The organism is Mesorhizobium sp. CNPSo 4661 (genome assembly GCF_057784215.1).
The window spans coordinates 193644-218285 of record NZ_JBWGIO010000005.1; the positions used below are offsets into that span (position 1 = coordinate 193644).

A 24642-nucleotide genomic window follows, 5' to 3' on the forward strand; every position below is an offset into this window, starting at 1 on the left:
ACAGTCCGCCGGGCGCGGCGGGCGCATATTTTAGCCCAACCAGCTTCGATGTCCGGTCGAATGGCCGCGGATTGGGAATGCCGCCGTGTCCGGCGCCTGTTTCAATCCTGTTACACAGGCAATCACCGCCGATCATCCGGCCGTTACGTGGTGCGATTATGTTCGTTTCATAGCAAAAAGAAAGATAACGAAGGGAACAACGATGTTTGCGAAAGCTCGTGCCGCCGATGCCAATCGCCGCCTGGATGGGCCGGAACGCAATGACCGCAGGCCGAAGCTTGCGCTGCGCCAGCGCGCCAGCGACCATCCGATGGCGATGTTCATGCTGCTCGGTGCCTGCGCCTTTGTCGGCATGCTGGCCGCACCTGCCTCAGGTCCGGCTTTCGCCTCGATCAATCCGCCCGCCAATGTCGTCGAGGGCGCCCAGACCACGCTCAAGACCGCCCGCCTGCCGGAACCTTCGATAGATTTTGCCTGCAAGGGCCAAAATTGGGGCGCCGAGAGCATCGACTGCCTGCGCGCCATCGCTGAGCAGTCGGGCCAGCACAGGGAGCGCGCGGTGCGCATGATCGCCAACGCCGCGCCGCTCACCAACACGCCGAACGTTTTTTAAGACCTCCCCTGAGCGCACCCTCCGCGCTCGAGTCAGGCTCCCGCCGCTACGTCGGTCGGGAGCCTCTTTTTTTCGGATCCGGCGATATTCAGGTGAAGCCGGCCTGCGAGTGGCGGCTTCCTACGCTTCCGGTGCTCACGTACTATAAGTACGCTCCGCTCCGGTTCTCGGAAACCATCACTCTCGGCTCGGCTTGACCTGAATCTCGCCAGATCCTGCGGCGGTGCGGTTCGGCTCAGATGTGCGCGCTGTTGTCGGCGGCGGCTTCGTCGGCAACGGTCGAGAGGATGCCGCGGACGTCGAGCGTCGAAAACGGCTTCTCCAGGATTTGCGGGCGCTGCTGCGGCGGCAGCGCTTCGATCTCCGCCTTGGCGCCGATCAGATCGCCGGTCACGAGCACAAAGCGCTTCGCCAGCACCGGCTTCTCGGCCAGCAGTTCGCGATAGATCGACATGCCGCTGGTGCCCGGCATGCGCAGGTCGGAAAAGACAATGTCGGGCGGCATATAGCCGTTCAGCACGTCGGCGGCGGACGTCCAGCTTGCCACAATGCGCGACTTCAGGCCCATCAGTTCCAATATATCCGAAAGCGAACCGGCGACGTCGGGTTCGTCGTCGATGATCAAGGCATGGCGCAGTCCGCTCGAGCGTACGGCACTCTCACCGGCCTTTGCCGCCTCACCGGCGATCGCCGGCAACTGCACGACGAAGCGCGCGCCGTGCGGCTCGACTTCCTCGAACCAGATATTGCCGTGGTGGCGCTCGACGATCGATTTCGAGATGGACAGGCCGATGCCGGTGCCCACGCCGACCGGCTTGGTGGTGAAATAGGATTCGAAGATGCGCGCGCGGATCGCCTCGGGAATGCCCGGGCCGTTGTCCTCGACGGAAAAGCCCGGATTGCCGTGCTCGTTGCGGAACGTCCGCACCTTGATGGTCCGCTCGCCGGTGACGCCGGCCAGCGCATGCTGGCTGTTGATGAGGAAGTTCGCCGCCACCTGCGTGATGTGGTCGGCGTCGGCCATGGCAAGCAGCGGTCCGCTGGCGAAGTCGGTGTCGATGATGATGCCGCTGGAGCGCGCGCCATAGGCAGTGACTTCGAGCGCCGAGCGCATCACCTGGTTGAGATCGGTCTCGGCCTGCTCGGTCGGGTGCAGCCTGACCATCGACAGGAAGCTCTTGACGATGCGGCCGCAGCGCTCGGCGGCGGCGCGCACCTTTTCGGCACGCACCTTGGTCTGCGGATCGCTGGCGAATTCGTGCAGCAGCGTCGACTGCGCCACCACCACCGCCAGCGGGTTGTTGAGCTCATGCGAGACGCCGGCAAGCAGCGAGCCCATCGCCGCCATCTTCTCGTTCTGGTGCAGCTTCTCGCGCTGGCGGTTGATCTCCTCCTCGGCCTGCAGCTTCTCGCGCAGATCGCGGATCGAGCCGAAGATCAGGCGGCGGTCGGCGACGCGCATCTCGGTCGCCGTCAGTTCGATCGGGAAAATCTCGCCGGCGGCGTTCTGGGTGACGGTCTCCAGCCGCTGGCCGACCATCGGCGCGCCGCGGCCGGCCATGTATTCGGCGCCCGAGGCATAGCCCTTGCGGTAGTAAATCGGAACGATGGTATCGAGCAGGTCCTTGCCAAGGATGGCGCTGCGCTGGAAGCCGAACATCTTCTCGGCGGCCGGATTGAACTCGATGATCGAACCCGTCTCGTCGATGACGATGATGGCGTCGAGCGAGGCCTGCAGCATGGTGCGGCGGATCACTTCGCTGGCATGCGCCTCGGACGGCGAGCGCTCGATGGCGTCGCCGATCGCCAAGGCGATGATGTGCAGGGTCGCTTCTTCCTCATCCGTCCATTCGCGCTCGGCGACGCAGTCGTTGACGGCCAGCGTGCCCCAGAGATGGCCATGCGCGAAGACTGAAACAGAGAGGAACGACTTGATATTCTGCTTGTCGAAATCGGCCCGCAGGAACCCGTCGAGGTCGCGCGTGTGGCCGGAGAAAATCTTGCCTTGCCGCTCATCCTCCTGCAACTGCTCCAGCAGCGAGTCCGAGTTGATGATCGACTGCATGATCACCGTGGGCGAGGCCAGCTCGCCGCCGAAGTTCGGGTCGATCCAGTAGGCGGCGACGGACTGGGCGAAGCCTTCGCCCGGCAATTCACGCAGGCGGAAGAGAATGCCGCGCTGGCATTCCATCTTGCGGCACATCGTTCCCAATATATCGTCCATCTCGCGCTGCCAGTCGCCTGCCTCGCGCAGGCGGCGCACGACATGGACGGCCGCCATCGCGGCGCCGCCCGGACGCGAGCCATGCATATCGGTGCGTGCTGCATCAGCAGTCATGGTCATTCCAGGCCCGGATGTCGGTCGTTCAGGGCGTCCCTCCGTCCCATGGAAACGGCCAACCGCTCTATCGCTTTGTTTTGACGCAATTCCGGACGGAAGGCTACGGCGAAGTGCCGAGCCTACCGCCCCACTTTTCCTGGACTTGCTCTCGTGCTTTTCACCGTTTCACGGAAACGGCGAAACGCCCTATCTCTTTGTTTTGACGCAATTCCGGACGGAAAACCGCCCACACTTTTCCTGGAATTGCTCTATTTGGCGTCGCCGCTCGGCAGCGAGAAGATATAGCCTTCGCCGCGCACCGTGCGCAGGAATTTCGGATTGGCGGGATCAGCCTCGATCTTCTTTCGCAATCGCATGATGCGGATGTCGACCGCGCGCGAGGATTCCGGATCCTCGACGAAGCCGATGGCTTCCGAAATCGCCGCTCGCGTCAGAAGCCGGTTGGCGCGGGTGAGGAAAACCTCGAGCACGTCGAACTCGCTCTTGGCCATCTCGATGACCGCGCCATTGGCGCCGATGACCAGTCGGCCGTCGAAATCGGCCTGGAAGCCGCCGAAATTCATGAAGCGGCGGTTGCCGGTTTCGGCCTTCTGGGCCTGCGGCTCGGCCGGCTGCGGCACGCGGCGCAGCACGCTGCGCACCCGCGCCAGCACCTCGCGCAATTCGTATGGCTTGACGATGTAATCGTCGGCGCCGAGCTCCAGCCCGACGATGCGGTCGAGCGCGGTGCCGGCGGCGGTGGCGTAGATGATGCCGATCTGCGTTTTCGAGCGCAGCCAGCGGCCGAGCGACAGCCCGTCCTCGCCGGGCATGGCGATGTCGAGGATGGCGAGGTGGAAGGACTGCGCCTCGAACAGCGCGCGCGCCGCCACGGCATTCCCGGCCGTGACGACGTCATAGCCGCTGGCGCCGAGATACTCGGCCACCGCCTCCCTCAGATCCGGCTCGTCCTCGACGACGATGATGCGTGCCTTCACGACGCGCTCGCTCCCGCTTTCAGCGGAAAGTAGATTGGGTATAAACATGATGTCCAGCACTCATCTCGAGTTGTCTGTGGCGGGGTGAAGAAAATGGCCGCACGATCCGTCATCGCGCTTGTGTCCGTCGCCGAGGTGGTGGCGGGCGCTCTCGCCAATCATCTTGACCGGCGCGGTCACGACGTGCGCCAGGCGCGCCAACCCTGGGAGGCGGAGACGCTGCTTTCGGCCGGCGGTATCGATGTCGTGATCGTCGGCGACGGCGTCACCCAGGCCGAGAGCCGCGAACTGCTCAAGCGTTATAGCGGCCAAGGCGGTGGCGGCGAGGGCGGCCCCGACTTCATCCTGATCTGCCGGCCGGGCGACCTCGTCGACAAGGTCCTGGCGCTCGAGCTCGGTGCCTCCGACGTCATCGAAAGCCCGCTCAACGTGCGCGAGCTCGCCGCGCGCATCGGCGGCCTGTTGATGAGACGCGGCAGGGCCCCTGGGGAACTGATCGTGCTGGAAAACGCCACCGTCGACCTGCGGTCGGCCATGGTGATGCATCGTTCGGGTACCGAGGATCAGCTTTCTCCGGGGCAGGTGGCGCTGCTCAAGCTGTTCCTGGCAAGCCCGCGCAAGGTGCTGACGCGCGACGACATCATTGCCGCGGCTCCGGCCGAGAATGCCGACGCTTTCGACCGTTCGATCGACTCGCGCATCGTGCGGCTGCGGCGCAAGCTCGACACCGAGACCATCACCACCATCAGGGGCGCCGGCTATCGCTTCGATCCGCCGGTTCCGCGCAACGAGTAGGCTTTCGAGCATCGGATTTCCCAAAGCGATGGTCATTCTGGGTCCGACGCCTGGCGCTCAGCGCACCACGATAACCGAGGGTCCGGTTGGAAGGTCGGCGCTGGCGGTTATCTCGGCCCTGGCGCGCTCCTTGAGCAGCACCGTCGCCAGCGCGGCGAAGCCGAGCAGACCCTGCGCGTAGAGCAGCGCGGAAAGCACGGAAGCGGCAAATTTCGTCTTCATCTCGATAATCCCCTAACTCGAAATTGTGGTGCTTCAGGAAACTCCCGAAGCGCCCGCGCCGCTGACGGAGCCCCCCGCTGCGGCGCGGGCCTTCGGTCCTCTCGGCAGCAAGTAGCCGGAGGGGCCGCGTGTCCTCATCAGCCGAAGGCCGACCCGCCAGAGGGCCTTCAACCGGTGGACGCGCAGGCTGGAAACAATCCAGACCGTGGCGATGAACAGAGCCATGTGCAGTGTCGAAACCTCGCCGGAGCTCATCGCCGCCAGCGTCGTCGCCGGGTTGCCGGCCACCGAGCCGGCGCCGCCGAGCACGATCGCCGCGACGCTGATCCTGAGAAGCCAGGAGCGGAGTTTCGATTTCCTGTCCATTTTCGTTTGCAGATGTCTGTTCCCGTTGCGTCAAATCTGACGCCGGCCTGTATCCAGATCATGCCGCCGTGGCTGCACTTTGTTGCAGATTGGTTTCGAAAATGGCTCCGCCTCTTTCATATACATGTGAAATGAACTTTCGTTTCCAGTCTGAGCCTATTGTCCGGCGCTGGATCGCTTACTCTTGGAAAGGTCTGGCAGAATCCGCCGACGGGACGTCCTGTTAATTTTTGGAAACGAATTCGAAACAGAAACGAGCATCAAGCGAAATAGGTCTGAAACGGTCGGGCACGATAAGGGCCCATCGAAATTGAAGCCGGACACAACGGCAAAAAACAGAGGGACCGTCATGCACACCGCCATTTCCGCCAAGCTCATCAACATCACCGCCGCCGCGCTCACGGGTGCTGCGCTGCTCTTCGGCGCCGGCAATGCCGCGCATGCCAACCAGATCGTCGCCAAGGTCTCGCTGTCGCACCAGATCATGGAAGTCACGGTCGACGGCCGCCCGACCTACACCTGGAAGGTGTCGACCGGCGCCAGGGGGCACATCACGCCAACCGGCTCGTTCAAGCCGACCCGCCTGCATGAGATGTGGTACTCGAAGAAATACGACAACGCGCCGATGCCGCATTCGGTGTTCTTCAGCGGCGGCTACGCCGTTCACGCCACCTACGCCATCAGCCGTCTCGGCCGTCCCGCCTCGCATGGCTGCGTGCGGCTGCATCCCGATGCGGCGGCCGATTTCTATCAGTTGGTCGAGGCCTTCGGCCCTGCCAACACCAGCATCGTGATCGTCAAGTAACGGGCTGGGCAAAGTAGCAGGCGGGCTGCCGCCTTCGGAAATAGCGCCGAAGCCGTGGGGCAACCGCCAAAAAAAGAGGCCGGAATTTCCGGCCTCTTTTCGTTCCGGAGCGAGTAGGGAGTAGCGAATAGCGAGTAGGAGACGCGCCGTCGCACGAACGCCATTCTCTCCTATTCGCTACTCCCTATTCGCTATTCGCTATTGCTTCAACTCGGCAGCGCCGGCATCAGCTTCGGATCGGGCTTCTCGGCGAGATGCGGCAGGTCCTTGCTGGCGATGAAGGTGTAGAACATCGGCACGACGAAGAGCGTGAACATGGTGCCGACGAGGATGCCGGTGAAGATGACCAGGCCCATCGAATAACGCGCGGCCGCACCCGCGCCGCTGGAGACGATCAGCGGCACGACGCCGAGCGCCATGGCGGCCGTCGTCATCAGGATCGGCCGCAGGCGCACCTTGGCCGAAGCGATGATGGCGTCGCGGCGCCGCATGCCGTGCATTTCACGTTGCTGGTTGGCGAATTCCACCAAAAGGATGCCGTGCTTGGTGATCAGGCCGATCAGCGTGATCAGGCCGACCTGGGTGTAGATGTTGAGCGTTCCCAGGCCGATGTTGAGCGGCACGATCGCGCCGAAGATCGACAGCGGCACCGCCATCATGATGATCAGCGGATCGCGGAAGCTCTCGAACTGGGCCGCCAGCACCAGGTAGATCACGACCACCGCCGCCGCGAAGGCGATCAGGATGGTGTTGCCCTGTTCCTTCTCCTGTCGCGACTGGCCGGAATAATCGATGAAGAAGGTGTCGGGCAGGGTCTCCTTGGCGAGGTTCTCCAGCACCTGCAAGCCGTCGCCGGTGGTTACACCCGGCAGCGGCAGGGCCGAAATCGTCGAGGAGTTCAGCTGGTTGAACTGCTCGATGGCCGCCGGCGAGGCGTTGGTCGAGATCTTCACGACCGCCGACAGCGGCACCATCTTGCCGTCGACGCTGCGAACGAAATATTCGCCGAGCTTTGCGGGATTGTCGCGGAACTCCTGCGGCACCTGCGGGATGATGTCGTAGCTGTTGGAATCGCGGTCGAACTGCGCCACCTCGGCACCGCCGACAAGCAGCGTCAAGGTGTTGCCGATATCGGCAATCGGCAGGTTCAACGCCGCCGCGCGCTCGCGGTCGATGGTGACGGTCACCTGCGGCGCATCGTAAGCCATCGAGTTCTGCACGACGATGAAGCGGCCCGAGGCCTGCGCCTTGCTCTTGATCTTCTCGGCCTGCTCGAACACTTCCGAGGGGTCGCCGGTGGAGCGCACGACCATGGAAATCGGCAGGCCGCCGCCGGAACCGGGCAGCGTCGGCGGCGCGAAGACGAAGGCCTGAACGCCGGCGACCTTGGCGAGCCGTGCGGTGATGTCGGCCTGTAGTTCCTTCGAATTGCGCTTGCGGTCCGCCCAATCCTTGAAGGCGAAACCGACAAAGGCGCTGTTGGTGGCGCCGCCAAAGGCAACGGCCGAGAACTGCGCCCTGGTCTCGGGAATATCCTTCACGAGGCCGAGGATCTGGTTGACATAGGTCTCGGTGTAATCCGACGTCGCATAGCGCGGCGCGGTCACGATCGAGAGGAGGAAGCCCTGGTCTTCTTCCGGCGCGAGTTCGGTCGAAGTCTTGGTGAACATGAAGCCGGTGAGGGCGACAAGCGCGACGACGATGATCAGCGTCACCGGCCGGTTCCTGAGCGAAGCGGTGACGGCCCGTTCATAGACGCGCTCGACGCGGCTGAAGGTCCCATCGACGATGCGCTGGAAGCGGCCGTGCTGGCCCGCCTTCAGCAAACGCGCCGACATCATCGGCGTGATCGTCATGGCGATCAGGCCCGACAACACCACGGAGCCGGCCAGCGTCACCGCGAATTCGCGAAACAGCGCGCCGGTCAGGCCGCCGGTGAAGGCAAGCGGGGCGAACACGGCGGCGAGCGTGATGGTCATCGCCACGATGGCCGTCGCGATCTCGCGCATGCCGTTGAAGGCCGCCTGCATCGGCGACATGTGATCTTCCTCCATGTGGCGGTGGATGTTCTCCACCACCACGATGGCGTCGTCGACGACAAGGCCGATCGCCAGCACCATGGCCAGCAGCGACAGAAGGTTGATCGAGTAGCCGACCGAAAACAGAATGAAACAGACACCGATCAGTGACAGTGGGATGGTGACGATCGGCATCATCACCGAGCGGAACGAGCCCAGGAACAGAAGGATGACCACGATGACGATGGCGACGGCCTCGCCGATGGTCTTGAACACCTCCTCGATGGAGGCGCTGATCTGGCCGGTGGCGTCGTAGACGACCTCGATCGTCATGCCTTTCGGCAGCGTTTCCTGGATCACCGGCACGAGCTTGGTGACCGCGGCCGCGGTCGTCAGCGGGTTAGCGGCAGGCGTCGGGAAGATGGCAAGGAAGGTGCCTGGCTTGCCGTTGAAGCTCACCCTGGTGTCGGTGTTGGCCGCGCCGAGCTCGACACGCGCGACATCCCGCAGGCGCACCACCTGCCCGTCCGTCGAGCGGATCGGCAACTGGGCGAAGGCCTCGGGCGTCTGCAGGGTCGAATGCACGGCGATCGAGGAGACCACATACTCGTTCTGGGTGTTGCCGGGCGCCGACAGGAAGTTCGAGTTGTTGATCGCGGTCAGCACGTCCACGGCCGTTGCGCCACGGGCGGCAAGCCGGATCGGATCGATCCAGATGCGCATGGAATATTCCTGGGCGCCGAAGATCTGAACGTCGGCGACACCTTCCACGGTCGAGATGCGAGGCCGGATGACGCGCTCGATATATTCGGTGAGCTGCTCCTTCGTCATGTTCGGGTTCTGCATCGAGATGTACATCATCGCGAACTGCTGCCCGGTGCCCTTGACGATCACCGGATCCTTCGAGGCGGTCGGCAAGGTGCCGCGCACGCCCTGGACCTTGGACAACACCTCGGCCAGCGCCACGTCAGGATTGGAGCCCAGCTTCATCTGCACCGTCACCGTGCTCGAGGACGGACGGCTGGACGAGGTCACGTAGTCGATGTTTTCGGTAGAGGCGACGGCGCGCGCGATCGGGGCCGATATGAAGCCCTGGATCAGGTCGGCGCTGGCGCCGGGATAGGCCGTGGTGACGGTGATCGCCGTCTCGTCCACCTTGGGATACTGGCGGATCGACAGGCCGAAGATGCCCTGGAAGCCCAGAAGCAGGATCATGCAGGCCAGCACCGTCGAGAGCACCGGCCGGCGAATGAAGAGGTCGGAAAAGCTCATTGCTGAACCTGCTTGTTCGCCGATTTGCTGGGATCGATGGTGTTGTCGACGGCAACCGACATGCCGTTGAAGAGCCGGTTCTGGCCGGCCGTGACGACCTGGTCGCCTTCCTTGAGGCCTTCGGCGATCTCGACCATGCCGTTGTTGCGGCGGCCGAGCTTCACGAACACCTGCGAGATGGTGAGCGCAGGCTGCTGCGCGGCCTCGGCCGGCTTGGCGGCGTCGGCTGGCTTGGCGGCGTCGCCGGCCGCCTTGTCTGCCGGCTTCGTGTCCGCCGACTTTGCTGCGTTGTCCGCAGGCTTGGCGGCGTCGGCCTTCTGCTCATCCGGCTTCGCCGGCGCGGCAGCGGCACCCTCGGCAGGCTTCGCCGGCTCGACCACGAAGACATAATCGCCATAAAGGCTGGTCGTCACCGCCGTCTGCGGCACGGAAATGACATTGTTTTCCTGCGGCAGCTCGACACGGACCTGCACGAACTGGCCAGGCGTCAGCTTGCCTTCCGGATTGGCGACCTCGCCACGTATCGAGACCAGCCGGCTTGCCGGGTCGATCTTGGGGTCGATGCCACGAATGGAGCCGGCAAAGGTCATGTCGACGAGGTTGCTGCCGAGCTTGACGGTCTGGCCGATCTTGAGCAGCGGCAGCTGCTGCTCGGGAACGGTAAAGTCGACCCGCATCGTGTCGAGATCCTGGATCGTCACGACCGAGTTGCCTGGGGCCAGGTACTGGCCGACGTCGATCTTCGGAATGCCGACAGTGCCGCCGAAGGGCGCGGACAATTGCTTCTGGTCGAGCACGGCCTGCATCTTGTTGACCTGCGCGGCCGAGGCGTCCGCCGCGGCACGCGCGGCATCGAGCGTCGCGTCCGTGCCGACGCCGCGCCGCTGCAATTCGATCGCGCGGGTCAGCGCCGCCTGGTCCGAGGCGGCCTGGGCCTTCTGGGCCACCAGATCGGCCTTCTCGACCGCATCATCCAGCTGCAAGAGCACCGCGTCGGCGGCAACCTTCTGGTTGGCGTGGAAGAGGATGTCCTTGACGATGCCGCTCGTTTCGACGGTAAGGTCGACACCGCGCACGGCATTGACGGTGCCGATCGCCTCTACGCCGGGCGTCCATTCGGCCGGCTTGACGATCACGGTCGAGACCGTCGCGGCCGGCGGTTTCATGGTGGCAAAGAATTGTTTGATGCCGGCATCGCGCATGAAGTTGAAACCAACGATGCCGACGCACACCAAGGCGAGCAGCAGCAAGAATCCGGCGATGATAAAAAAGCGCTTCACGGATGGTCCCCTCGAGCCGGCAACCGGCAAAACAATCGATTGCGGGACACATATCGACGATAAGTCCCGATTTCAAATGGCTTACTGTACCGGCTGGACGGTCTTGTCAATTCCGCCTAAGCTAATGTAGGGGGAAGCGCGATGAGACCACGCAGGGCAAACTCACGCGAGAAGATACTTGCCGCCGCCGCCGACGTGGCGCGCGAGGCCGGTCCTGGAAGCCTGTCGCTCGAGGCGGTCGCCAGCCGCGCCGGAGTGTCGAAAGGCGGCCTGCTCTACAACTTCCCGACCAAGGCCAAGCTGATGCAGGGGCTGGTCGAAAGCTATCTCAGCGACTTCCAGAAGGCGCTGGAGGCACGCGCCGCCGAGGCCGGCCACGAAAGCGTGCTTTCGGCCTATATCAAGCTGTCGGCCGACGACTGCGAGCGGCCGAAACCCTCTGCGACCTGGATGTTCTCGGCGATCGCCGAGGATCCCGATTTCCTGACGCCGATAAAGGCCTTCAAGCACCAACTGCTCGAACGCCTGAAGGCGGAGACGGACGACCTCGGCTCGCTGCTGGTCTGCTTTCTCGCCATCGAGGGGATGCGCAGCATGAATCTGTTCGATTCAGACGTGCTGTCCGAAGACGAGCGCAAGCTTCTGGTGTCCTCGCTCCTGAAGATAGCCGGATAGGTCACCAAAGGCTTTGGTAGTGACCAAACGGTTTGGTGGTGACCAAACCCTTTGGTGGTGACCAAACGGTTAAGGGCGTCACACCAGCTTCATCCTGGGGACATAGCGTCCCTCCCGGTTCTTTGCTGCAATGCAAAAGGAGTGGGACAATGGTGGACGTAGTTTCCAGTGAGGCGGGGATCCCGAGACCGGATCATCCCCTGGATCAATCGGGCGGCGCCAAATGGTTCCTGCCGGCTTTCGGCGTGCTGGTGCTCGTCGGCATCATTTATGTCGGCTATGCGCTCAGCCAGGATCTGGCCATCGCCAAGACGGTGCCGTGGATCCTGCTCGGCATCGCGCTTCTGATTGCGCTGGGCTTTGAGTTCGTCAACGGCTTCCACGACACCGCCAACGCGGTGGCCACCGTTATCTACACGCGGTCGCTGCCGGCCGAATTCGCCGTCATGTGGTCGGGCGTCTTCAACTTCCTCGGCGTCTTGACCTCGAGCGGCGCGGTGGCCTTCGGCATCCTGTCGCTGCTGCCGGTCGAGCTCATCCTGCAGGTCGGGTCGTCGTCCGGTTTCGCCATGGTGTTTGCCCTGCTGGTCGCCGCCATCCTGTGGAACCTGGGCACCTGGTTCCTCGGTCTGCCGGCATCGAGCTCGCACACGATGGTCGGCTCGATCATCGGCGTCGGCCTCGCCAACCAGTTCATGGCTCCGGCCGGCAGCGCTACCAGCGGCGTCGACTGGGGCCAGGCGACCAATGTCGGCACCACCTTGCTGGTTTCGCCGATCGTCGGCTTCTTCGCCGCCGCCATCCTGCTCTATGTGATGAAGCTGCTGGTGCGCAACCCGGCGCTCTATGAGGCGCCAAAGGGCAACGCGCCGCCGCCATGGTGGATTCGCGCGCTGCTGATCTTCACCTGTACCGGCGTCAGCTTCGCGCATGGCTCCAATGACGGCCAGAAGGGCATGGGCCTGATCATGCTGATCCTGATCGGCGTCGTGCCGACCGCCTATGCGCTCAACCGCACGCCCGACATCAACTATCTCGACGCCTACAAGGCGGCCTCCGTCAGCGTCGAGACGGCGCTGGGCAAATACGTCAAGCCGGGCGTCACCGTTGCCGATGCCAATGCTGCCAAGGCGGCCGTTCAGGAAGCCGTGCGCAGCAAGAGCTGGACCGACCAGACTACGCTCGCGCTGCAGACTTATATCCACAACACGACCGCCGAGCTGCAGCCCTATGCGACGGTCGACAAGGTGCCGACCGATCTGGTCAGCAACGCGCGCAACGACATCTACCTGATCGGCGAAGCGCTGAAGCTGATCGACAAGAAGCAGCTGCTGCCGATGCAGGCTGCCGACCTCAAGGCGGTCACCGACTATCACAAGGCGGTCGACAATGCGACGAAGTTCATCCCGCTCTGGGTGAAGGTCGCGGTCGCGCTGGCGCTTGGCCTCGGCACCATGGTCGGCTGGAAGCGCATCGTCGTCACCGTCGGCGAAAAGATCGGCAAGAGCCACCTGACCTATGGCCAGGGCGCCGCCGCCGAGCTGGTGGCGATGATCACCATCGGCATGGCCGATCGCCTCGGCCTGCCGGTGTCGACCACCCATGTGCTGTCGTCCGGCGTCGCCGGCACGATGGCGGCCAACGGATCCGGCCTGCAATGGTCGACCGTGCGCAACCTTCTGCTGGCCTGGGTGCTGACGCTGCCCTGCTCGATCGCGCTGGCCTTCGTGCTGTTCGTGATCTTCCGCCAGGTTTTCTGAGCGGCCGGGACGGATTGGCCCAACTGCCCGACTGACGAGACGGCGCCGTTCGCGGCGCCGTCTTCTTTTCGCGCCGGGTTCAGCCGATAGCGAGCTTTGGCAATGCAAAAAGAGCCGCCGCCCTGGGGCGGCAGCAGACTTCGTTGGGGCAGGGTATCAGAAAGTCAAGTCGGATCTTCGCGGTGCAGGTCGTGGATGGTGACGCCGTCGGCATTGTCGGGCAGCATCAGCCACTTCTTGTGGCGCAGCGTGCGCTCGGTGTCTTCCAGGCCCATCTCCCAGTGCTCGCGCATCGAGGTGCCGGAAAACTCATAGTCCTTGGCGTGGCCTTCATAGCCTTTGTGCTGGTAGATCAGGTGGACGATGTTGACCACGCCGGCGTCGGAATAGTCGGCAATCAGTTCCTTCTCGCCGTCTTTGAGCTGGTCCGGCGGCACGCGCTTCAGCGCATCGAGCAGCTTCATCTTGAGCGCATGGATGCGCTGGAAGTTGTCGGTGTTCTGGCGCGTGCGGCTGGAATACATGATGTCCTTGTGGCGCGACAGAACGTCGGCCATGCCGCGCGGCAGCACGCCGCGCGCGCTAAACAGATCGACCTGGAACACCAGCGAGGAGCGGTCTTCTTCCTGATCGAGCAGATATTGCAGCGGCGTGTTGGAGACGATGCCGCCATCCCAATAGTACTCGCCCTCGATGCGGATGGAGGGGAAGGCCGGCGGCAGCGCGCCGCTCGCCATGATGTGCTCCGGCTCGATGCGCACCTTGTCGGTGTCGAAATAGACGAAGTTGCCGGTCCGGACATTGACCGCGCCGACGCTCAAGCGCTTCTTGCCGTCGTTCAGCACGTCGAAGTCGATCAGGCTTTCCAGCGTGTCCTTGAGCTCGGCGGTGTCGTAGAAGCTGGTGGCGCCTTCGGCTCCCGCCAGGTGGAACCAGGGGTTGGGACTGCGCGGCTTGAAGAAGCCGGGCTGGCCCATGGTCATGGTCATCAATGACGAGGTCTGGTTGCGGATGTCGCGATAGAGGTCGCCTTCGGGCGTGTAGGCCCAGATCTTGCGGCCCGAGATCGTCTGCCAGAACTGCTCCAGCCGCTGCAGGCGGCGGCTCGGCTCGTTGCCGGCGATGATCGAGGCGTTGATGGCGCCGATCGACACGCCTGACAGCCAGGTCGGCTCGCAGCCGGCATCGGCAAGTGCCTGATAGACCCCCGCCTGATAGGCGCCGAGCGCGCCGCCGCCCTGGAAGACCAGAGCGATGCGGTCATATTGCGCCGTGATTTCCTGGATGGTGGCGGCAGCTGCCTTGCTGCGGTTACGCTCAAGCACCGGTCTTCTCCAGTTCCTTCGCGCCGGCAGCCGATCGGCCGTGGTCCGCGAGGTAATCATGCACGACTTCGCCCAGGCCGAGCGTCAGATCGGCGGTGAAGTGAACGGCCGAGACGATGTCGAGCACCGGCAGCTTGGCGACGTCGGCCATGACATGCGGGCGAAGGTCGAGCGCGGCGGGCGCGGTCCAGGCTTCCTTCAGCGTGATGTCGGTGAGGTAGTAGCGGACCAGCTCGCAGATGCGCGGGTTGCCGTCGACATGCGGGATGATCTTGATCAGGAAATTGGGCGCGGCGAGCGAGGCGAGCACCTGGTCGTGGTCGGCCTCGCGGTGCTTGTAGCCCATGGTGCCGGTGGCGCACAGAACGCTGCCATAATGCAGCGTGCCGACCACCACTTCGCCTTCGTGGACGATCTTGGGGCTGGCGAGCTTCTTAGGGAAACCCCAGAGCTCGCGGCCGCCGGCGATCGGCGCGTCGTCGTCGAGATACATGGAATGGACATAGCCGCCATGCTGGCCCTTGTAGCGCACCGGGATGACCTGGCCGGTCTCGGTATAGTCGCCGAAGCCGGTGGAGTCGGGCATGCGGATGAATTCGTATTTGACCAGCGGCTCGTCGATCTCGAGCGGCGCCGGCACAACCGCTTCCAGCGCCTCGCGCGTCGTGCGGTAGGTGATGATGATGTATTCGCGGTCGAAGAAGCGATAAGGGCCGGGCGGGAAGGACGGGTTGGTGAGCGGCATGGCATAGGCGCGCTTCACGACGTCGGCGATTTCCATGGCTGGTGCCCCAAACAGGTTTGAAATGACCCCGCGCGAATGCGCTGGCAAATATGTTGCACGGCAGCGTGACAGTGCCGTGTCAGCGCCAAGACGGCGCTCCCGGGAGCCGGCAAAACGCCGCGCCGCAGCTGTAATAGCGCCGACATATGGGTGTGGCATTGTGATGCTGCGGCGCACAAATTATGTGCCTTCCCGGCTGTCTGTCTCCATACTCTTCCCTCCTGTCCTCCTCTTGCGAGATCTCCCATGGGTTCCCTGTCTTCGAAGAATGCGCTCGTCACCGGCTCGACCAGCGGCATCGGCCTCGCAATCGCCCGTGCCTTCGCCGCCGAGGGCGCCAACGTCACCATCAACGGCCTGGGCGACGCCGCGGCGATCGAGCAGGAGCTGGCCGGCATCGAAAAGGATTTCGGCGTCAAGTGCCGCTACTCGGGCGCCAACATGATGGACGGCGCCGCCGTTACCGCCATGGTCCATGAGGCCGAGGCGGCGTTCGGCAGCCTGGACATCCTGGTCAACAATGCCGGCATCCAGCATGTCGCGCCGATCGAGGAATTTCCCGACGACAAATGGGAAGCCATCATCCGCATCAACCTTTTGGCCGCCTTCTACGCCATCAAGGCGGTGGTGCCCGGCATGAAGAGCCGCAAATGGGGCCGCATCATCAACACGGCTTCGGCGCATGCGCTGGTCGCCTCGCCGTTCAAGTCGGCCTATGTCTCGGCCAAGCACGGCATTGCCGGCCTGACCAAGACCGTGGCGCTGGAAGTGGCGCAGGACGGCATCACCGTGAATGCGATCGCGCCCGGCTATGTCTGGACGCCGCTGGTCGAAAAGCAGATCCCCGATACGATGAAGGCGCGCGGCATGACCGAGGAGCAGGTCAAGCACGACGTGCTGCTCGCGGCGCAGCCGACCAAGGAGTTCGTCACCGTCGAGGAACTTGCGGCGCTGACCCTGTTCCTCTGCTCGGACGCCGCCAGACAGATCACCGGCACGACGCTGCCGATGGATGGCGGCTGGACGGCGCAGTAAGGGCAAGCGCCGTTTCAGGGAAGGGCGGGGCGGAGCTCCCGTTCTCCCTGGCAATTGAATTCTTGACAATCGTGGGGGAGCGTTCCAGCATTCCTGGCAAGGGGTTCCCCGCGACGACCCCGTGAGGCGTCAGCCCAACGATCGCGTCCAGACTCTCTTTGTTCAGGAGGTGGACGCCATGCCATCAACAACCGCAATTACCGTTCCGCAGCTTTCCCGTCTCGTCGGCCTGCCCGATGCGCCGGTTCTCATCGATGTGCGCACCGACGAGGATTATGAAGCCGATCCGCGCCTGTTGCCGGCCTCATGCCGGCGCGATTTCAGGACGGTCTCGACCTGGGCGTCGGAATTTTCCGGACGCAGGGTCGTCGTCATCTGCCAGAGGGGACAGAAACTCTCGCAAGGCGTTGCCGCCTGGCTGCGCCACGAAGGCATTCCGGCGGAATCGCTTGAAGGCGGCTTCGAGGCCTGGGCCGACGCCAGGGCGCCGTTGGTCGCGGCCGGCGCGATCCCGCCCCGCGACGTGAGGGGCCGCACCCTATGGGTCACGCGGTCCCGGCCAAAGGTCGACCGCATCGCCTGTCCCTGGCTGATCCGCCGCTTCGTCGATCCCGACGCCGTGTTCCTGTTCGTCGATCCGGCCGAGGTGCCGCTGGTGGCGGACCGCTTCGCCGCGGTTCCCTTCGACATCGAAGGCGTGTTCTGGAGCCATCGTGGCGATCGCTGCAGCTTCGACACGATGATCGAGGAATTCGGCTTGCGAGTCGATGCGCTCGACCGCCTGGCGCTGATCGTGCGCGCCGCCGATACGGCGCGGCTCGACCTCGTGCCGCAGGCGGCCGGGTTCCTCGCCGCGTCGCTCGGCCTGTCGCGCATGTTCCGCGACGATCTCGAGCAGCTTGAAGCCGGCATGCTGCTCTACGATGCTTTCTTCCGCTGGTGCCGCGACGCAGCGGACGAGACGCACAACTGGCCCGTCGGAGGCAAGGCGCAATGACGGCGCTCGCCAAGGACGGCGCCAAACGGCCGGTGGAGGCCCCGGCCGTGCCGAGCTTCCGCGAAGCGACGCGGCTGTGGGCAAAGATCGGCCTGCTCTCCTTCGGCGGGCCGGCGGGGCAGATCGCGCTGATGCACAAGGAACTGGTCGAGGAGCGCCGCTGGATCGGCGAGGAACGCTTCCTGCATGCGCTCAACTACTGCATGCTCCTGCCGGGCCCGGAGGCGCAGCAGCTCGCCGTCTATATCGGCTGGCTGCTGCACCGGACGGCCGGCGGCCTCGTCGCCGGCACATTGTTCGTGCTGCCCGGCGCGCTGGTCATGCTGGGTCTCAGCAGCTTCTACATGCTCTACAATGACGCGCCGATCGTCGAGGCGCTGTTCTTCGGCATCAAGGCGGCGGTGCTGGCCGTCGTCGTCGAGGCGGTGATCCGCATCGGCAAAAGGGCGCTGAAGAACCGTGCGATGGTGGCGATCGCCGTGGCGGCCTTCCTGGCCATCTATGTCGCAAGGGTGCCGTTCCCGCTGATCGTGCTCGCGGCCGGGCTGATCGGCTGGGCCGGCAACCGCTTCGCGCCGGCCCTGTTTTCCGGCTCGGCGCATGGCAAGACGGCTGCCGGCACCGAGACCAGGGGCGCGGTCGACCTGATGTTCGAACGCGGCGAGCTCGGCCACGCCATGCCGAAGCGAGGGCATGCTCTCCGCACCGTCGCCATCTGGTTGCCGCTCTGGCTCGGCCCGGTGGCGCTGATCGTCGTGCTGGCGGGCCCGGGGAGCGTGTGGGCGCAGATCGGCGGCTTCTTCAGCCTGATGGCCGTCGTCACCTTCGGCGGCGCCTATGCCGTTCTGGCCTATGTCGCGCAGGCAGCGGTGACCTCGTTCGGCTGGCTTTCGCCTGGACAGATGGTCGATGGGCTCGGGCTTGCCGAAACGACGCCGGGGCCATTGATCCTGGTGCTGCAATTCGTCGGCTTCACTGCTGCCTATCGTCATGCCGGCTTTGCCAACCCGCTGCTGGCTGGATCGCTCGGTTCGGTGCTGACGCTTTGGGTCACCTTCGTTCCCTGCTTCTTCTGGATATTCCTCGGCGCGCCCTACATCGAGCAATTGCGGCGGAACAAGGCGCTGGCGGCAGCTCTCGGCGCGATCACCGCGGCGGTGGTCGGCGTCATCATGAACCTCGCGCTGTGGTTTGCGCTGCATGTCGTCTTCGGCAAGGTCGCAAGCGTCGGCTGGGGCGTGGAAGTACCGGTCCCGTCCTCGCTCGACTGGCGCGCCGCGCTGCTGTCGGCGGCGGCGATGGTCGCGATGTTCAGACTGAAACTCGGCATGCTGCCGACGCTGGCGGGATCGGCGCTGGCGGGACTTGCGCTGCTGTCGTTGTGAGGCGGCGCCGGTTTCGTCGCGCTATATCTTCAGTTCAGCATTTCTGCGGTTTCGACGCCGAATTGTACTGCCCCGTCGAAGCGTTGGCGGTGCTATGCGTCTGCTTCTTGTAGGGCGCAGGACCGCCATGGCATTTCGCGGCGCCGCCGCCCTCGGTTGACGCAGACGCCGGCGGTGGCGGCGCGGACGCGGTTTTGACGCAATAGCCCTGTTCGACGTGCCAGCCGTTGTGGCACTTCGGCGTGCAGGCATAGGGTATGGGTTGGCCCTTCGTCGCTCCACCTGCTCCGACGATGCCATATTGTCCTGACGGGCACCCACTTGGCGGCCACGCCAGCGCGGCCCGAGGGCCGGGCACCAGCAGCGTCATCAGACCGGTCGCGGCAAGGGCCGCCAGAAAGAGCTTGCGCATCGAACGCTCCTGAAACGCAGTTTCGATCGTCGATGCTAGCCTTGCGGGGTGAGGCACGCCTCTCCTGTTTGGGAGAGGCGTGCCCAAGTCGATCCGCCCTAAAATCGGATCGGCTGGTATCGATACCGGGCCAGGTCAGCGCGGAGCCATGCTATGCGACGACTGATTTTCCTCGCGGTGTCGTTAGTCCCCTGGGTTGTCGCGGGGGCGCCGACGGCGACGCTTGCCGGCGATTTCGACCGGATCGAGATTCCGCGCGATCCCAACGGCGCCATCGAGTTCCACACACCGTCCGACAACATCGCCTGCGGCCTCTCGGAGAGCGGCAGCGATGGATCAGGCGCCCCCGAGCTTGCCTGCGACCGCTTGGCGCCCGTCTATCTGCGCTTCATCCTGCCGGCGCGTGGAAAGGCCACGATCCTGCGCGATGTCGGAGACCAGTGGTGCTGCGGCGGCTACAATGAATTGCCTTACGGCCGCGAATGGCAGAGCGGGCCGTTCACCTGCGATTCGACGGCCTCGGGGCTGACCTGTGAGAACCAGCAGGGCCACGGCTTCTTCATCAGCAAGGCAAAGGTCAAGGCTTACTGAGAACGGCGAATTCGCCGGCCGCCATCGAGCAGCAGCGAGACCAGCGAGGCCTGGCTGTTGACGCCGGTCTTGCCGAAAATACCCTTGAGGTGGCTGCGGATCGTGCCCATGCCGATGTTGAGGCTGGGCGCGATCTCGGCGAGGCTTTTTCCCACCGCAAGTTCAACCGCGATGCGCGCTTCGCGGCCGGTCAAGCCGAAGCGACCGGCGATCTCGGCCTCCATAATCGGCGCGAACGCGTCAGCCTGCTGGATGACGACGGCGACGCGCGCGGCGCGCACGCCTCTGGGTGTATATCCCGGCAGCGGGCCGCGGGAGACGGTGACCAGCATATCGGGCGCGCCGCCCTGTTGGGCCACGCGCAAGGTCGATGAAGTCGGGGCAGCCGTCTCGTCCAGCGCGAACGTCATCATCCGGGCAAGCGACCGGGTGGCGCTCGCGGTTTGCAGGACCAGCCCGTCCGAACCCAGTCGGAAGGGTCCGTCAAGGGCGGTGAGTGCCTGGGCCGCGTTGTTCATATACACAGGCCGGCGCCACGCATCGAAGAGGAAGACGGCATCGGACAGTCCATCGATTGCCTGTTCCAGCGTTTCGACATGAACCGAGAGTTCCTGCAGCCGCCACTGCCAGGAGAGGATCGAGTTCAGCCTGTGCGTGGTTTCCTGCAGGTGGTCCAGTTCGCCGGCGTGATAGAGCCCGGCTGACCGCTCCCGGCAGACATTGACGTGAAAGGAAAGATCGCCGGCCTTCATCTGGATCACGGCGCCATAGAAGCAGCCGGTCGGCCGGATGATCTCATTGTAGAAGTCGAGCCGTTCGAACGCGCGGTCGGTCAGGATGTCGTGCGAGGCCTCAGCCCGGCCGGGTGTCAGCGCCATCTGCCAGGGGACCGACAGCTCTTTGGCGCGCTGCGACGAGAATCGGGCGGCCGCGCTGTCGTCAAGGCCGGCGATGACCACGAACGGCATGCTAGTCCGGCTCGCGCCATTGGTGGCGATCATGGTGTGGTGGGCATTGAACCCGCGCCTGAGCAAATCCATTGCCGCCGCCCAGCCACCGGGCGCGGCAGCCGCTTCCAAGACGTCGTGGCCGGCAAAGCCAGTCATCCACCTCACCCCCCGGGATTGTCAGCCTTCGCTCGAATTCCGTCGGTGGAAGCTAATGAAACGCCGGGCTCAGGTCGAGGGAGCCGGCGTCGCTGCCGCTGCGCCTGCACTGCTGCTCACGCTTATGTGATCGAGATCGGGAATAAACCGACGGGTTAGCCGGTCTTCAGGGCATGCACCGCGTGTGCGCAACGGCAGGAGACCACCATGAGGCGGCGTGAAGATAAAAGCGCGAGGACCGAAGACGGCGAAGGCATCAGCCGCTCCCGGCCCTTGGAGCGTTGGAGCTGGGCGCATCTGTTCTGGGCGATACCGCCCCGCCGCCGGCCCTGATCCGTGCCGATCGCAACCATCGAGACCCACGACCATGACGGCGAGCATCTCATTGCAGCCAGCGATGCGCCGTCCCCTTCCGAGGCGCCCCTTGCTTCCGAGACACTTGACTCCGGTGACACCAATGCCTTCTCCTCCCTCGAAGCAGGCGCCATCGCCTGCGGTCGCGATCTTCACCCGCACGAGCAGGGACAGATCATCGCCTCCCGCTGAGGGCGGCAGACCCATGGCGGGAGCGCCCGACGGCGGAACGGTGTTGAGCGAAAAGATGCTGGCCGCGCGTTTTGCCGAAGTGGTGCTGCCGCATCTTGGCGATGCGCTGTCGCTCGCCCGCTGGCTGACCGGCAATCAGGCCGATGCCGAGGATGTGGTGCAGGAGGCTTGCCTCAAGGCGCATGCGGGCATCGCCGGGTTCGCTGGGGGAAACCCCCGCGCGTGGCTGCTCACCATCGTGCGCAACGCCTCTTATACCTGGATGGCGCGCAACCGTCCGCGTAGCGTGGTTGCGGTCGGCGACCTCGCCGATCTCGACGACGTCTCGCCGCCGCCGGACAACGATGCCGACAGCCCGGAAGCCGCGCTGATCGCCAAGGCGAATTCGGCGGCGGTGGAGGCGGCGATCGCCAGGCTGCCGCAAGCCTTCCGCGAAACGGTGGTGCTGCGCGACATCAACGGTCTCAGCTACCGCGAGATCGCCGCCATGCTCGGCGTGCCGCAAGGTACGGTGATGTCGCGGCTGGCGCGGGCCCGCGGCCTCTTGATGACCGAACTTGGAGGGCGCCATGAGCCCGCATGAAACTAGCCCGCGCGAGGATGGATTGCCGCAAGACCCGCAGGATATGAAGCTGATGATCCACGCCCTTGTCGATGGCGAGCTCGATGCCGCGGCCGCTTTGGCGGTCGAGCGCCGCATGGCCGCCGATCCGGAGCTTGCCGCCGAACATGCGCGCCTGGTGGCGTTGCGCGGCGCTGTCGCCAACCTGCCGCGGCCGAGCGTCAGCGACGATTTCCTGGCGCGCATTGCGGCTATCGCCGAGGTCAAGGATGCCGGGGATACCGTGGCTGTCCAGCCCGCGACGGCGGAGCAGCCGCCGCAACAGCAGCAAGGCAATGTCGTGGCGATGCGACCGCGCGCGGCACGCTGGTTCAACTCCTTCGACTGGCGCCAGATGGCGGCCTCGATCGCGCTCACGGCTGTTCTCGCCAGCGGCGCGACGCAATGGATGACGACGGCGGACAATGGCTCCGACAGCTTCGCCGTGGCCGTCGCCAACGGCCATCGCCGCAGCCTGCTTGCGGCGACGCCGGTCGACATCGTCTCGTCCGACCGCCATACGGTGAAGCCATGGCTCGACGGCCGCATCGGCGTGTCGCCGGCGGCGCCCGACATGGCCAAGGACGGCTACGCGCTGCTCGGCGGACGCGTCGAAGTGATCGGCGACAGGCCGATGCCGGCGCTGGTCTACCGCCACCACGAGCATCTGATCACGCTGGTGGCGGCGCCGCGGCAGAACGAAGCCAAGTCGATGCCGGTGGCGGACGATCTCTCGGCGGGCGGCTTCCTGCTCGTCCACTGGACCGACGACGCCTTTTCCTATTGGGCGATCTCGGACGCCGAGCGCCCGGCGCTCGACGATTTCGTCGCCCGCTTCCGGGCTGCGATCGTCGCCAATCCGGCGGCGGGAAGTCCCGGCTGAATTACTCCACCATGAAGCGCGAGCTGAAAGGAAGGCCCGCCGCTCCCACCGCCTTGGGCGAGCGGTCGATGTTGCCGGCCATGGCGCTTATGCCCGGCATGGCCTGTTCGAGCTCGCGGCAAATCGCCTTGCAGACCGCCTGGGGCGCGTAGGAAGACAGGACGACCGAGGTGATCGGAACGAACTGCTTCAACGCCGCGATCGACGATTTCATTTGGCTCACCAACTCGCGCTGCCATGCGATCTCGGCCTCGCCAAATGACGGCCAGTCCGCGCCTCTTTCCCAGAGTTCGGAAGTCTGCCTTCCTTGTTTGGTGATCTCTTGTTCGAGCCGCAGGATGCCGACGTCGAAGCTTACCGCGGCTGCTGCGTTGTAGATCTGATGGTTGAGGACCAGGCGGCTGTGCAGGCGTGCGCCGAGATAGAAGAAAAGATAGTCCGAAAGGTGCTTCGCCACGCCGAACATGCTTTCGCCCCCGGCCGCCGCGGTGATGTCGTTCTGGACGTAGACGGGGTAACCGATCTCCCGTTCGACCTCCTCCTGTAGCGCGTCGAACCGCTCGCGGGTCGCTTTGGGGGTCAGCTCGAGCTCCACCTCGTCGCCCGGCAGGGCAAGGCCGATGCCGGCGATGCGCGGGTGGAGATGCCGGGGCAGATCGGCGAGGGCCTTGGCGATGGCGCTCATGAATTGCGGATGGTTGGTGTCCTGCGCGGCGGCCGAGAACGGCAGCACCGCATGGGAGCGGATCGAGCCCACGAAGTCGACCAGCACGACCTCAACCTGCCGGTGGCCGACGCTAATGCCGACGGAATAGGCGCCCTCGGGGTTGAGCGAGATCGGCACTGTGGGCGGCCCGACGCGGCCGCGCTGGGCTTCGCCCTTGGCGATCAGCCCCTCCTGTTCGAGCGAGCGGACGATGACGGACACCGTCTGCGCCGACAGGCCGGTCCGCTCGCCGATCTCGAGACGGGTGATATCCTTGCTCTGGAGCAGCAGCGACAGCACGAGGCGCTCGTTGTAGCCGCGCACGCTGACGGCGTTGAGGCCGCTCGCGCGGTCCGCAATTCGCAGCGGGTTGGGCGGCGCAAAGCGCATGTCAGGCATGGTGCGTCCTCTCGCAATCGGTCGCGGGGGACACCCGTATGTCGCGTCTATCTCTCATCCGGCCACCCGATTGCTTCGATTTCCCGGGCCAGAGCACGGCCAAGCGACGCATGCGCCTGTCCGTTGATGTGGAATCCGTCGAGCGGATCGCAGGTCACGACCGAGCCCGCATCGAAGAAATGCACTTCGAGCGAATCGGCGATGATCTCGAATTCAAGCGCCAACTGCCGCGACTTCTCCGGCGCGCCGGCGAAGATCGATCGCCATTCCTTGATGTCGTCCAGCATCGGCGGCGGAGACACGATCATGATCTCGGGCACGCTGCCGCCCGGGCCGGGCTTCAGCTCCTTGATGTCGTAGACGAGGCAGCCCATGGCCATGGCGACTTCCGAGGCCGGCTGGTTGAAGCGCGCCTTGAGGTCGTTGGTGCCCAGCATGATGATGACGAGATCGAGAACGGCATGGCTCTGGAGGCAAGGCCTGAGATAGGTACGCCCGTTCTTGTGGGCGCCCTCGATGGGATCGTCGCGCACCGTCGTGCGGCCGCTGAGGCCTTCCTCGATGACATGCCAGCCGTCGCCCAGCTCGCTTGCCATGATACCGGGCCACCGCTCGGCCGGGCCGTAGCGGTCAAGCGGTGTGCCGCCAGGCACTTGTCCATGCGTGTTGGAGTCGCCGTAGCACAAGACCGATCGCATGCTCCTCCCCGATCCAGCCAAGGTTCTGATTTGCAGAAATTATCGGACGA

Annotated in this window: 24 protein-coding genes; 12 read left to right on the top strand and 12 right to left on the bottom strand. The window is 64.7% G+C overall.

Annotation, left to right across the window (positions count from 1 at the left end):
• Positions 1–202: 202 nt before the first annotated feature.
• On the top strand, positions 203–613 hold the full coding sequence (locus tag AC0YKC_RS09440) for a hypothetical protein (protein WP_488510893.1): 411 nt from the start codon (positions 203–205) through the stop codon (positions 611–613).
• Between the two features lie 235 nt (positions 614–848).
• On the opposite strand, the gene AC0YKC_RS09445 is transcribed toward AC0YKC_RS09440, so the two are convergent.
• Positions 849–2951: an ATP-binding protein gene (locus AC0YKC_RS09445; protein WP_488510894.1), complete on the bottom strand. Its 2103-nt coding sequence runs from the start codon at positions 2949–2951 to the stop codon at positions 849–851.
• Between the two features lie 251 nt (positions 2952–3202).
• Positions 3203–3979 (bottom strand): response regulator, encoded by a 777-nt coding sequence (locus AC0YKC_RS09450; RefSeq protein WP_488510895.1) that lies wholly within the window; start codon positions 3977–3979, stop codon positions 3203–3205.
• Between the two features lie 45 nt (positions 3980–4024).
• Here AC0YKC_RS09450 and AC0YKC_RS09455 point away from each other — a divergent pair, with 45 nt between their 5' ends.
• Positions 4025–4726 carry a winged helix-turn-helix domain-containing protein gene (locus tag AC0YKC_RS09455; RefSeq protein WP_488510896.1) on the top strand — a complete coding sequence of 234 codons (702 nt, stop codon included), beginning with the start codon at positions 4025–4027 and terminating at the stop codon, positions 4724–4726.
• Between the two features lie 57 nt (positions 4727–4783).
• Here AC0YKC_RS09455 and AC0YKC_RS09460 read toward each other — a convergent pair whose 3' ends face one another.
• Positions 4784–4948: a hypothetical protein gene (locus AC0YKC_RS09460; RefSeq protein ID WP_434724243.1), complete on the bottom strand. Its 165-nt coding sequence runs from the start codon at positions 4946–4948 to the stop codon at positions 4784–4786.
• 33 nt (positions 4949–4981) lie between these two features.
• Positions 4982–5314 (bottom strand): hypothetical protein, encoded by a 333-nt coding sequence (locus AC0YKC_RS09465; protein ID WP_434724242.1) that lies wholly within the window; start codon positions 5312–5314, stop codon positions 4982–4984.
• Positions 5315–5663: 349 nt separating this feature from the next.
• Here AC0YKC_RS09465 and AC0YKC_RS09470 point away from each other — a divergent pair, with 349 nt between their 5' ends.
• Positions 5664–6119, top strand: coding sequence for a L,D-transpeptidase (locus AC0YKC_RS09470; protein WP_488510897.1), 456 nt, complete (start codon positions 5664–5666; stop codon positions 6117–6119).
• 206 nt (positions 6120–6325) lie between these two features.
• On the opposite strand, the gene AC0YKC_RS09475 is transcribed toward AC0YKC_RS09470, so the two are convergent.
• Positions 6326–9409, bottom strand: a complete 3084-nt coding sequence (locus AC0YKC_RS09475) for an efflux RND transporter permease subunit (RefSeq protein ID WP_320296607.1) — start codon at positions 9407–9409, stop codon at positions 6326–6328.
• A complete protein-coding gene (locus tag AC0YKC_RS09480; RefSeq protein WP_434724241.1) occupies positions 9406–10689 on the bottom strand; it encodes an efflux RND transporter periplasmic adaptor subunit in 1284 nt (427 codons plus the stop codon). Before AC0YKC_RS09480 ends, AC0YKC_RS09475 begins: the two co-directional genes overlap by 4 nt.
• A gap of 141 nt (positions 10690–10830) precedes the next feature.
• On the opposite strand from AC0YKC_RS09480, the gene AC0YKC_RS09485 reads away from it, so the two are divergent.
• Together AC0YKC_RS09485 and AC0YKC_RS09490 are read left to right on the top strand one after the other, a co-directional pair.
• Positions 10831–11364, top strand: a complete 534-nt coding sequence (locus tag AC0YKC_RS09485) for a TetR/AcrR family transcriptional regulator (protein ID WP_488510898.1) — start codon at positions 10831–10833, stop codon at positions 11362–11364.
• Positions 11365–11513: 149 nt separating this feature from the next.
• Positions 11514–13124, top strand: a complete 1611-nt coding sequence (locus tag AC0YKC_RS09490) for an inorganic phosphate transporter (RefSeq protein ID WP_488510899.1) — start codon at positions 11514–11516, stop codon at positions 13122–13124.
• A gap of 164 nt (positions 13125–13288) precedes the next feature.
• Here the strand turns inward: AC0YKC_RS09490 and AC0YKC_RS09495 are convergent, their stop codons facing one another.
• Positions 13289–14449 carry a patatin-like phospholipase family protein gene (locus AC0YKC_RS09495; RefSeq protein ID WP_488510900.1) on the bottom strand — a complete coding sequence of 387 codons (1161 nt, stop codon included), beginning with the start codon at positions 14447–14449 and terminating at the stop codon, positions 13289–13291.
• On the bottom strand, positions 14442–15230 hold the full coding sequence (locus AC0YKC_RS09500) for an acetoacetate decarboxylase (protein WP_434724238.1): 789 nt from the start codon (positions 15228–15230) through the stop codon (positions 14442–14444). Before AC0YKC_RS09500 ends, AC0YKC_RS09495 begins: the two co-directional genes overlap by 8 nt.
• 249 nt (positions 15231–15479) lie before the next feature.
• On the opposite strand from AC0YKC_RS09500, the gene AC0YKC_RS09505 reads away from it, so the two are divergent.
• The 3 genes from AC0YKC_RS09505 (at position 15480) to chrA (ending at position 18650) form a co-directional block, all read left to right on the top strand.
• A complete protein-coding gene (locus AC0YKC_RS09505; RefSeq protein WP_488510901.1) occupies positions 15480–16268 on the top strand; it encodes a 3-hydroxybutyrate dehydrogenase in 789 nt (262 codons plus the stop codon).
• Positions 16269–16446: 178 nt separating this feature from the next.
• Complete coding sequence (locus AC0YKC_RS09510; protein ID WP_488510902.1) at positions 16447–17265, top strand: chromate resistance protein ChrB domain-containing protein; 819 nt, start codon at positions 16447–16449, stop codon at positions 17263–17265.
• On the top strand, positions 17262–18650 hold the full coding sequence (chrA, locus tag AC0YKC_RS09515) for a chromate efflux transporter (protein WP_488510903.1): 1389 nt from the start codon (positions 17262–17264) through the stop codon (positions 18648–18650). Before AC0YKC_RS09510 ends, chrA begins: the two co-directional genes overlap by 4 nt.
• A 34-nt stretch (positions 18651–18684) precedes the next feature.
• Here chrA and AC0YKC_RS09520 read toward each other — a convergent pair whose 3' ends face one another.
• Positions 18685–19062, bottom strand: coding sequence for a hypothetical protein (locus AC0YKC_RS09520; RefSeq protein ID WP_488510904.1), 378 nt, complete (start codon positions 19060–19062; stop codon positions 18685–18687).
• Between the two features lie 153 nt (positions 19063–19215).
• Between AC0YKC_RS09520 and AC0YKC_RS09525 the strand changes: the two genes are divergently transcribed.
• Positions 19216–19653 (top strand): hypothetical protein, encoded by a 438-nt coding sequence (locus tag AC0YKC_RS09525; RefSeq protein ID WP_488510905.1) that lies wholly within the window; start codon positions 19216–19218, stop codon positions 19651–19653.
• Here AC0YKC_RS09525 and AC0YKC_RS09530 read toward each other — a convergent pair.
• Entirely contained in the window at positions 19647–20654 is a 1008-nt protein-coding gene (locus AC0YKC_RS09530) for a helix-turn-helix transcriptional regulator (protein WP_488510906.1), read from the bottom strand. The genes AC0YKC_RS09525 and AC0YKC_RS09530 overlap by 7 nt on opposite strands.
• A 441-nt stretch (positions 20655–21095) precedes the next feature.
• Between AC0YKC_RS09530 and AC0YKC_RS09535 the strand changes: the two genes are divergently transcribed.
• The 3 genes from AC0YKC_RS09535 to AC0YKC_RS09545 are packed head-to-tail and all read left to right on the top strand — an operon-like array spanning position 21096 to position 22789.
• Positions 21096–21305, top strand: coding sequence for a hypothetical protein (locus tag AC0YKC_RS09535; RefSeq protein ID WP_488510907.1), 210 nt, complete (start codon positions 21096–21098; stop codon positions 21303–21305).
• A 13-nt stretch (positions 21306–21318) separates the two neighbouring features.
• Positions 21319–21888 carry a sigma-70 family RNA polymerase sigma factor gene (locus AC0YKC_RS09540; protein WP_488510908.1) on the top strand — a complete coding sequence of 190 codons (570 nt, stop codon included), beginning with the start codon at positions 21319–21321 and terminating at the stop codon, positions 21886–21888.
• Positions 21875–22789, top strand: coding sequence for an anti-sigma factor family protein (locus AC0YKC_RS09545; protein ID WP_488510909.1), 915 nt, complete (start codon positions 21875–21877; stop codon positions 22787–22789). Before AC0YKC_RS09540 ends, AC0YKC_RS09545 begins: the two co-directional genes overlap by 14 nt.
• Before the next feature lies 1 nt (position 22790).
• Here the strand turns inward: AC0YKC_RS09545 and AC0YKC_RS09550 are convergent, their stop codons facing one another.
• The gene (locus AC0YKC_RS09550) at positions 22791–23894 is read right to left on the bottom strand and encodes an ROK family transcriptional regulator (protein ID WP_320296632.1); all 1104 of its coding nucleotides are present in this window, start codon (positions 23892–23894) and stop codon (positions 22791–22793) included.
• Positions 23895–23941: 47 nt separating this feature from the next.
• Positions 23942–24592 carry an SGNH/GDSL hydrolase family protein gene (locus AC0YKC_RS09555; RefSeq protein WP_320296633.1) on the bottom strand — a complete coding sequence of 217 codons (651 nt, stop codon included), beginning with the start codon at positions 24590–24592 and terminating at the stop codon, positions 23942–23944.
• Positions 24593–24642 lie beyond the last annotated feature (50 nt).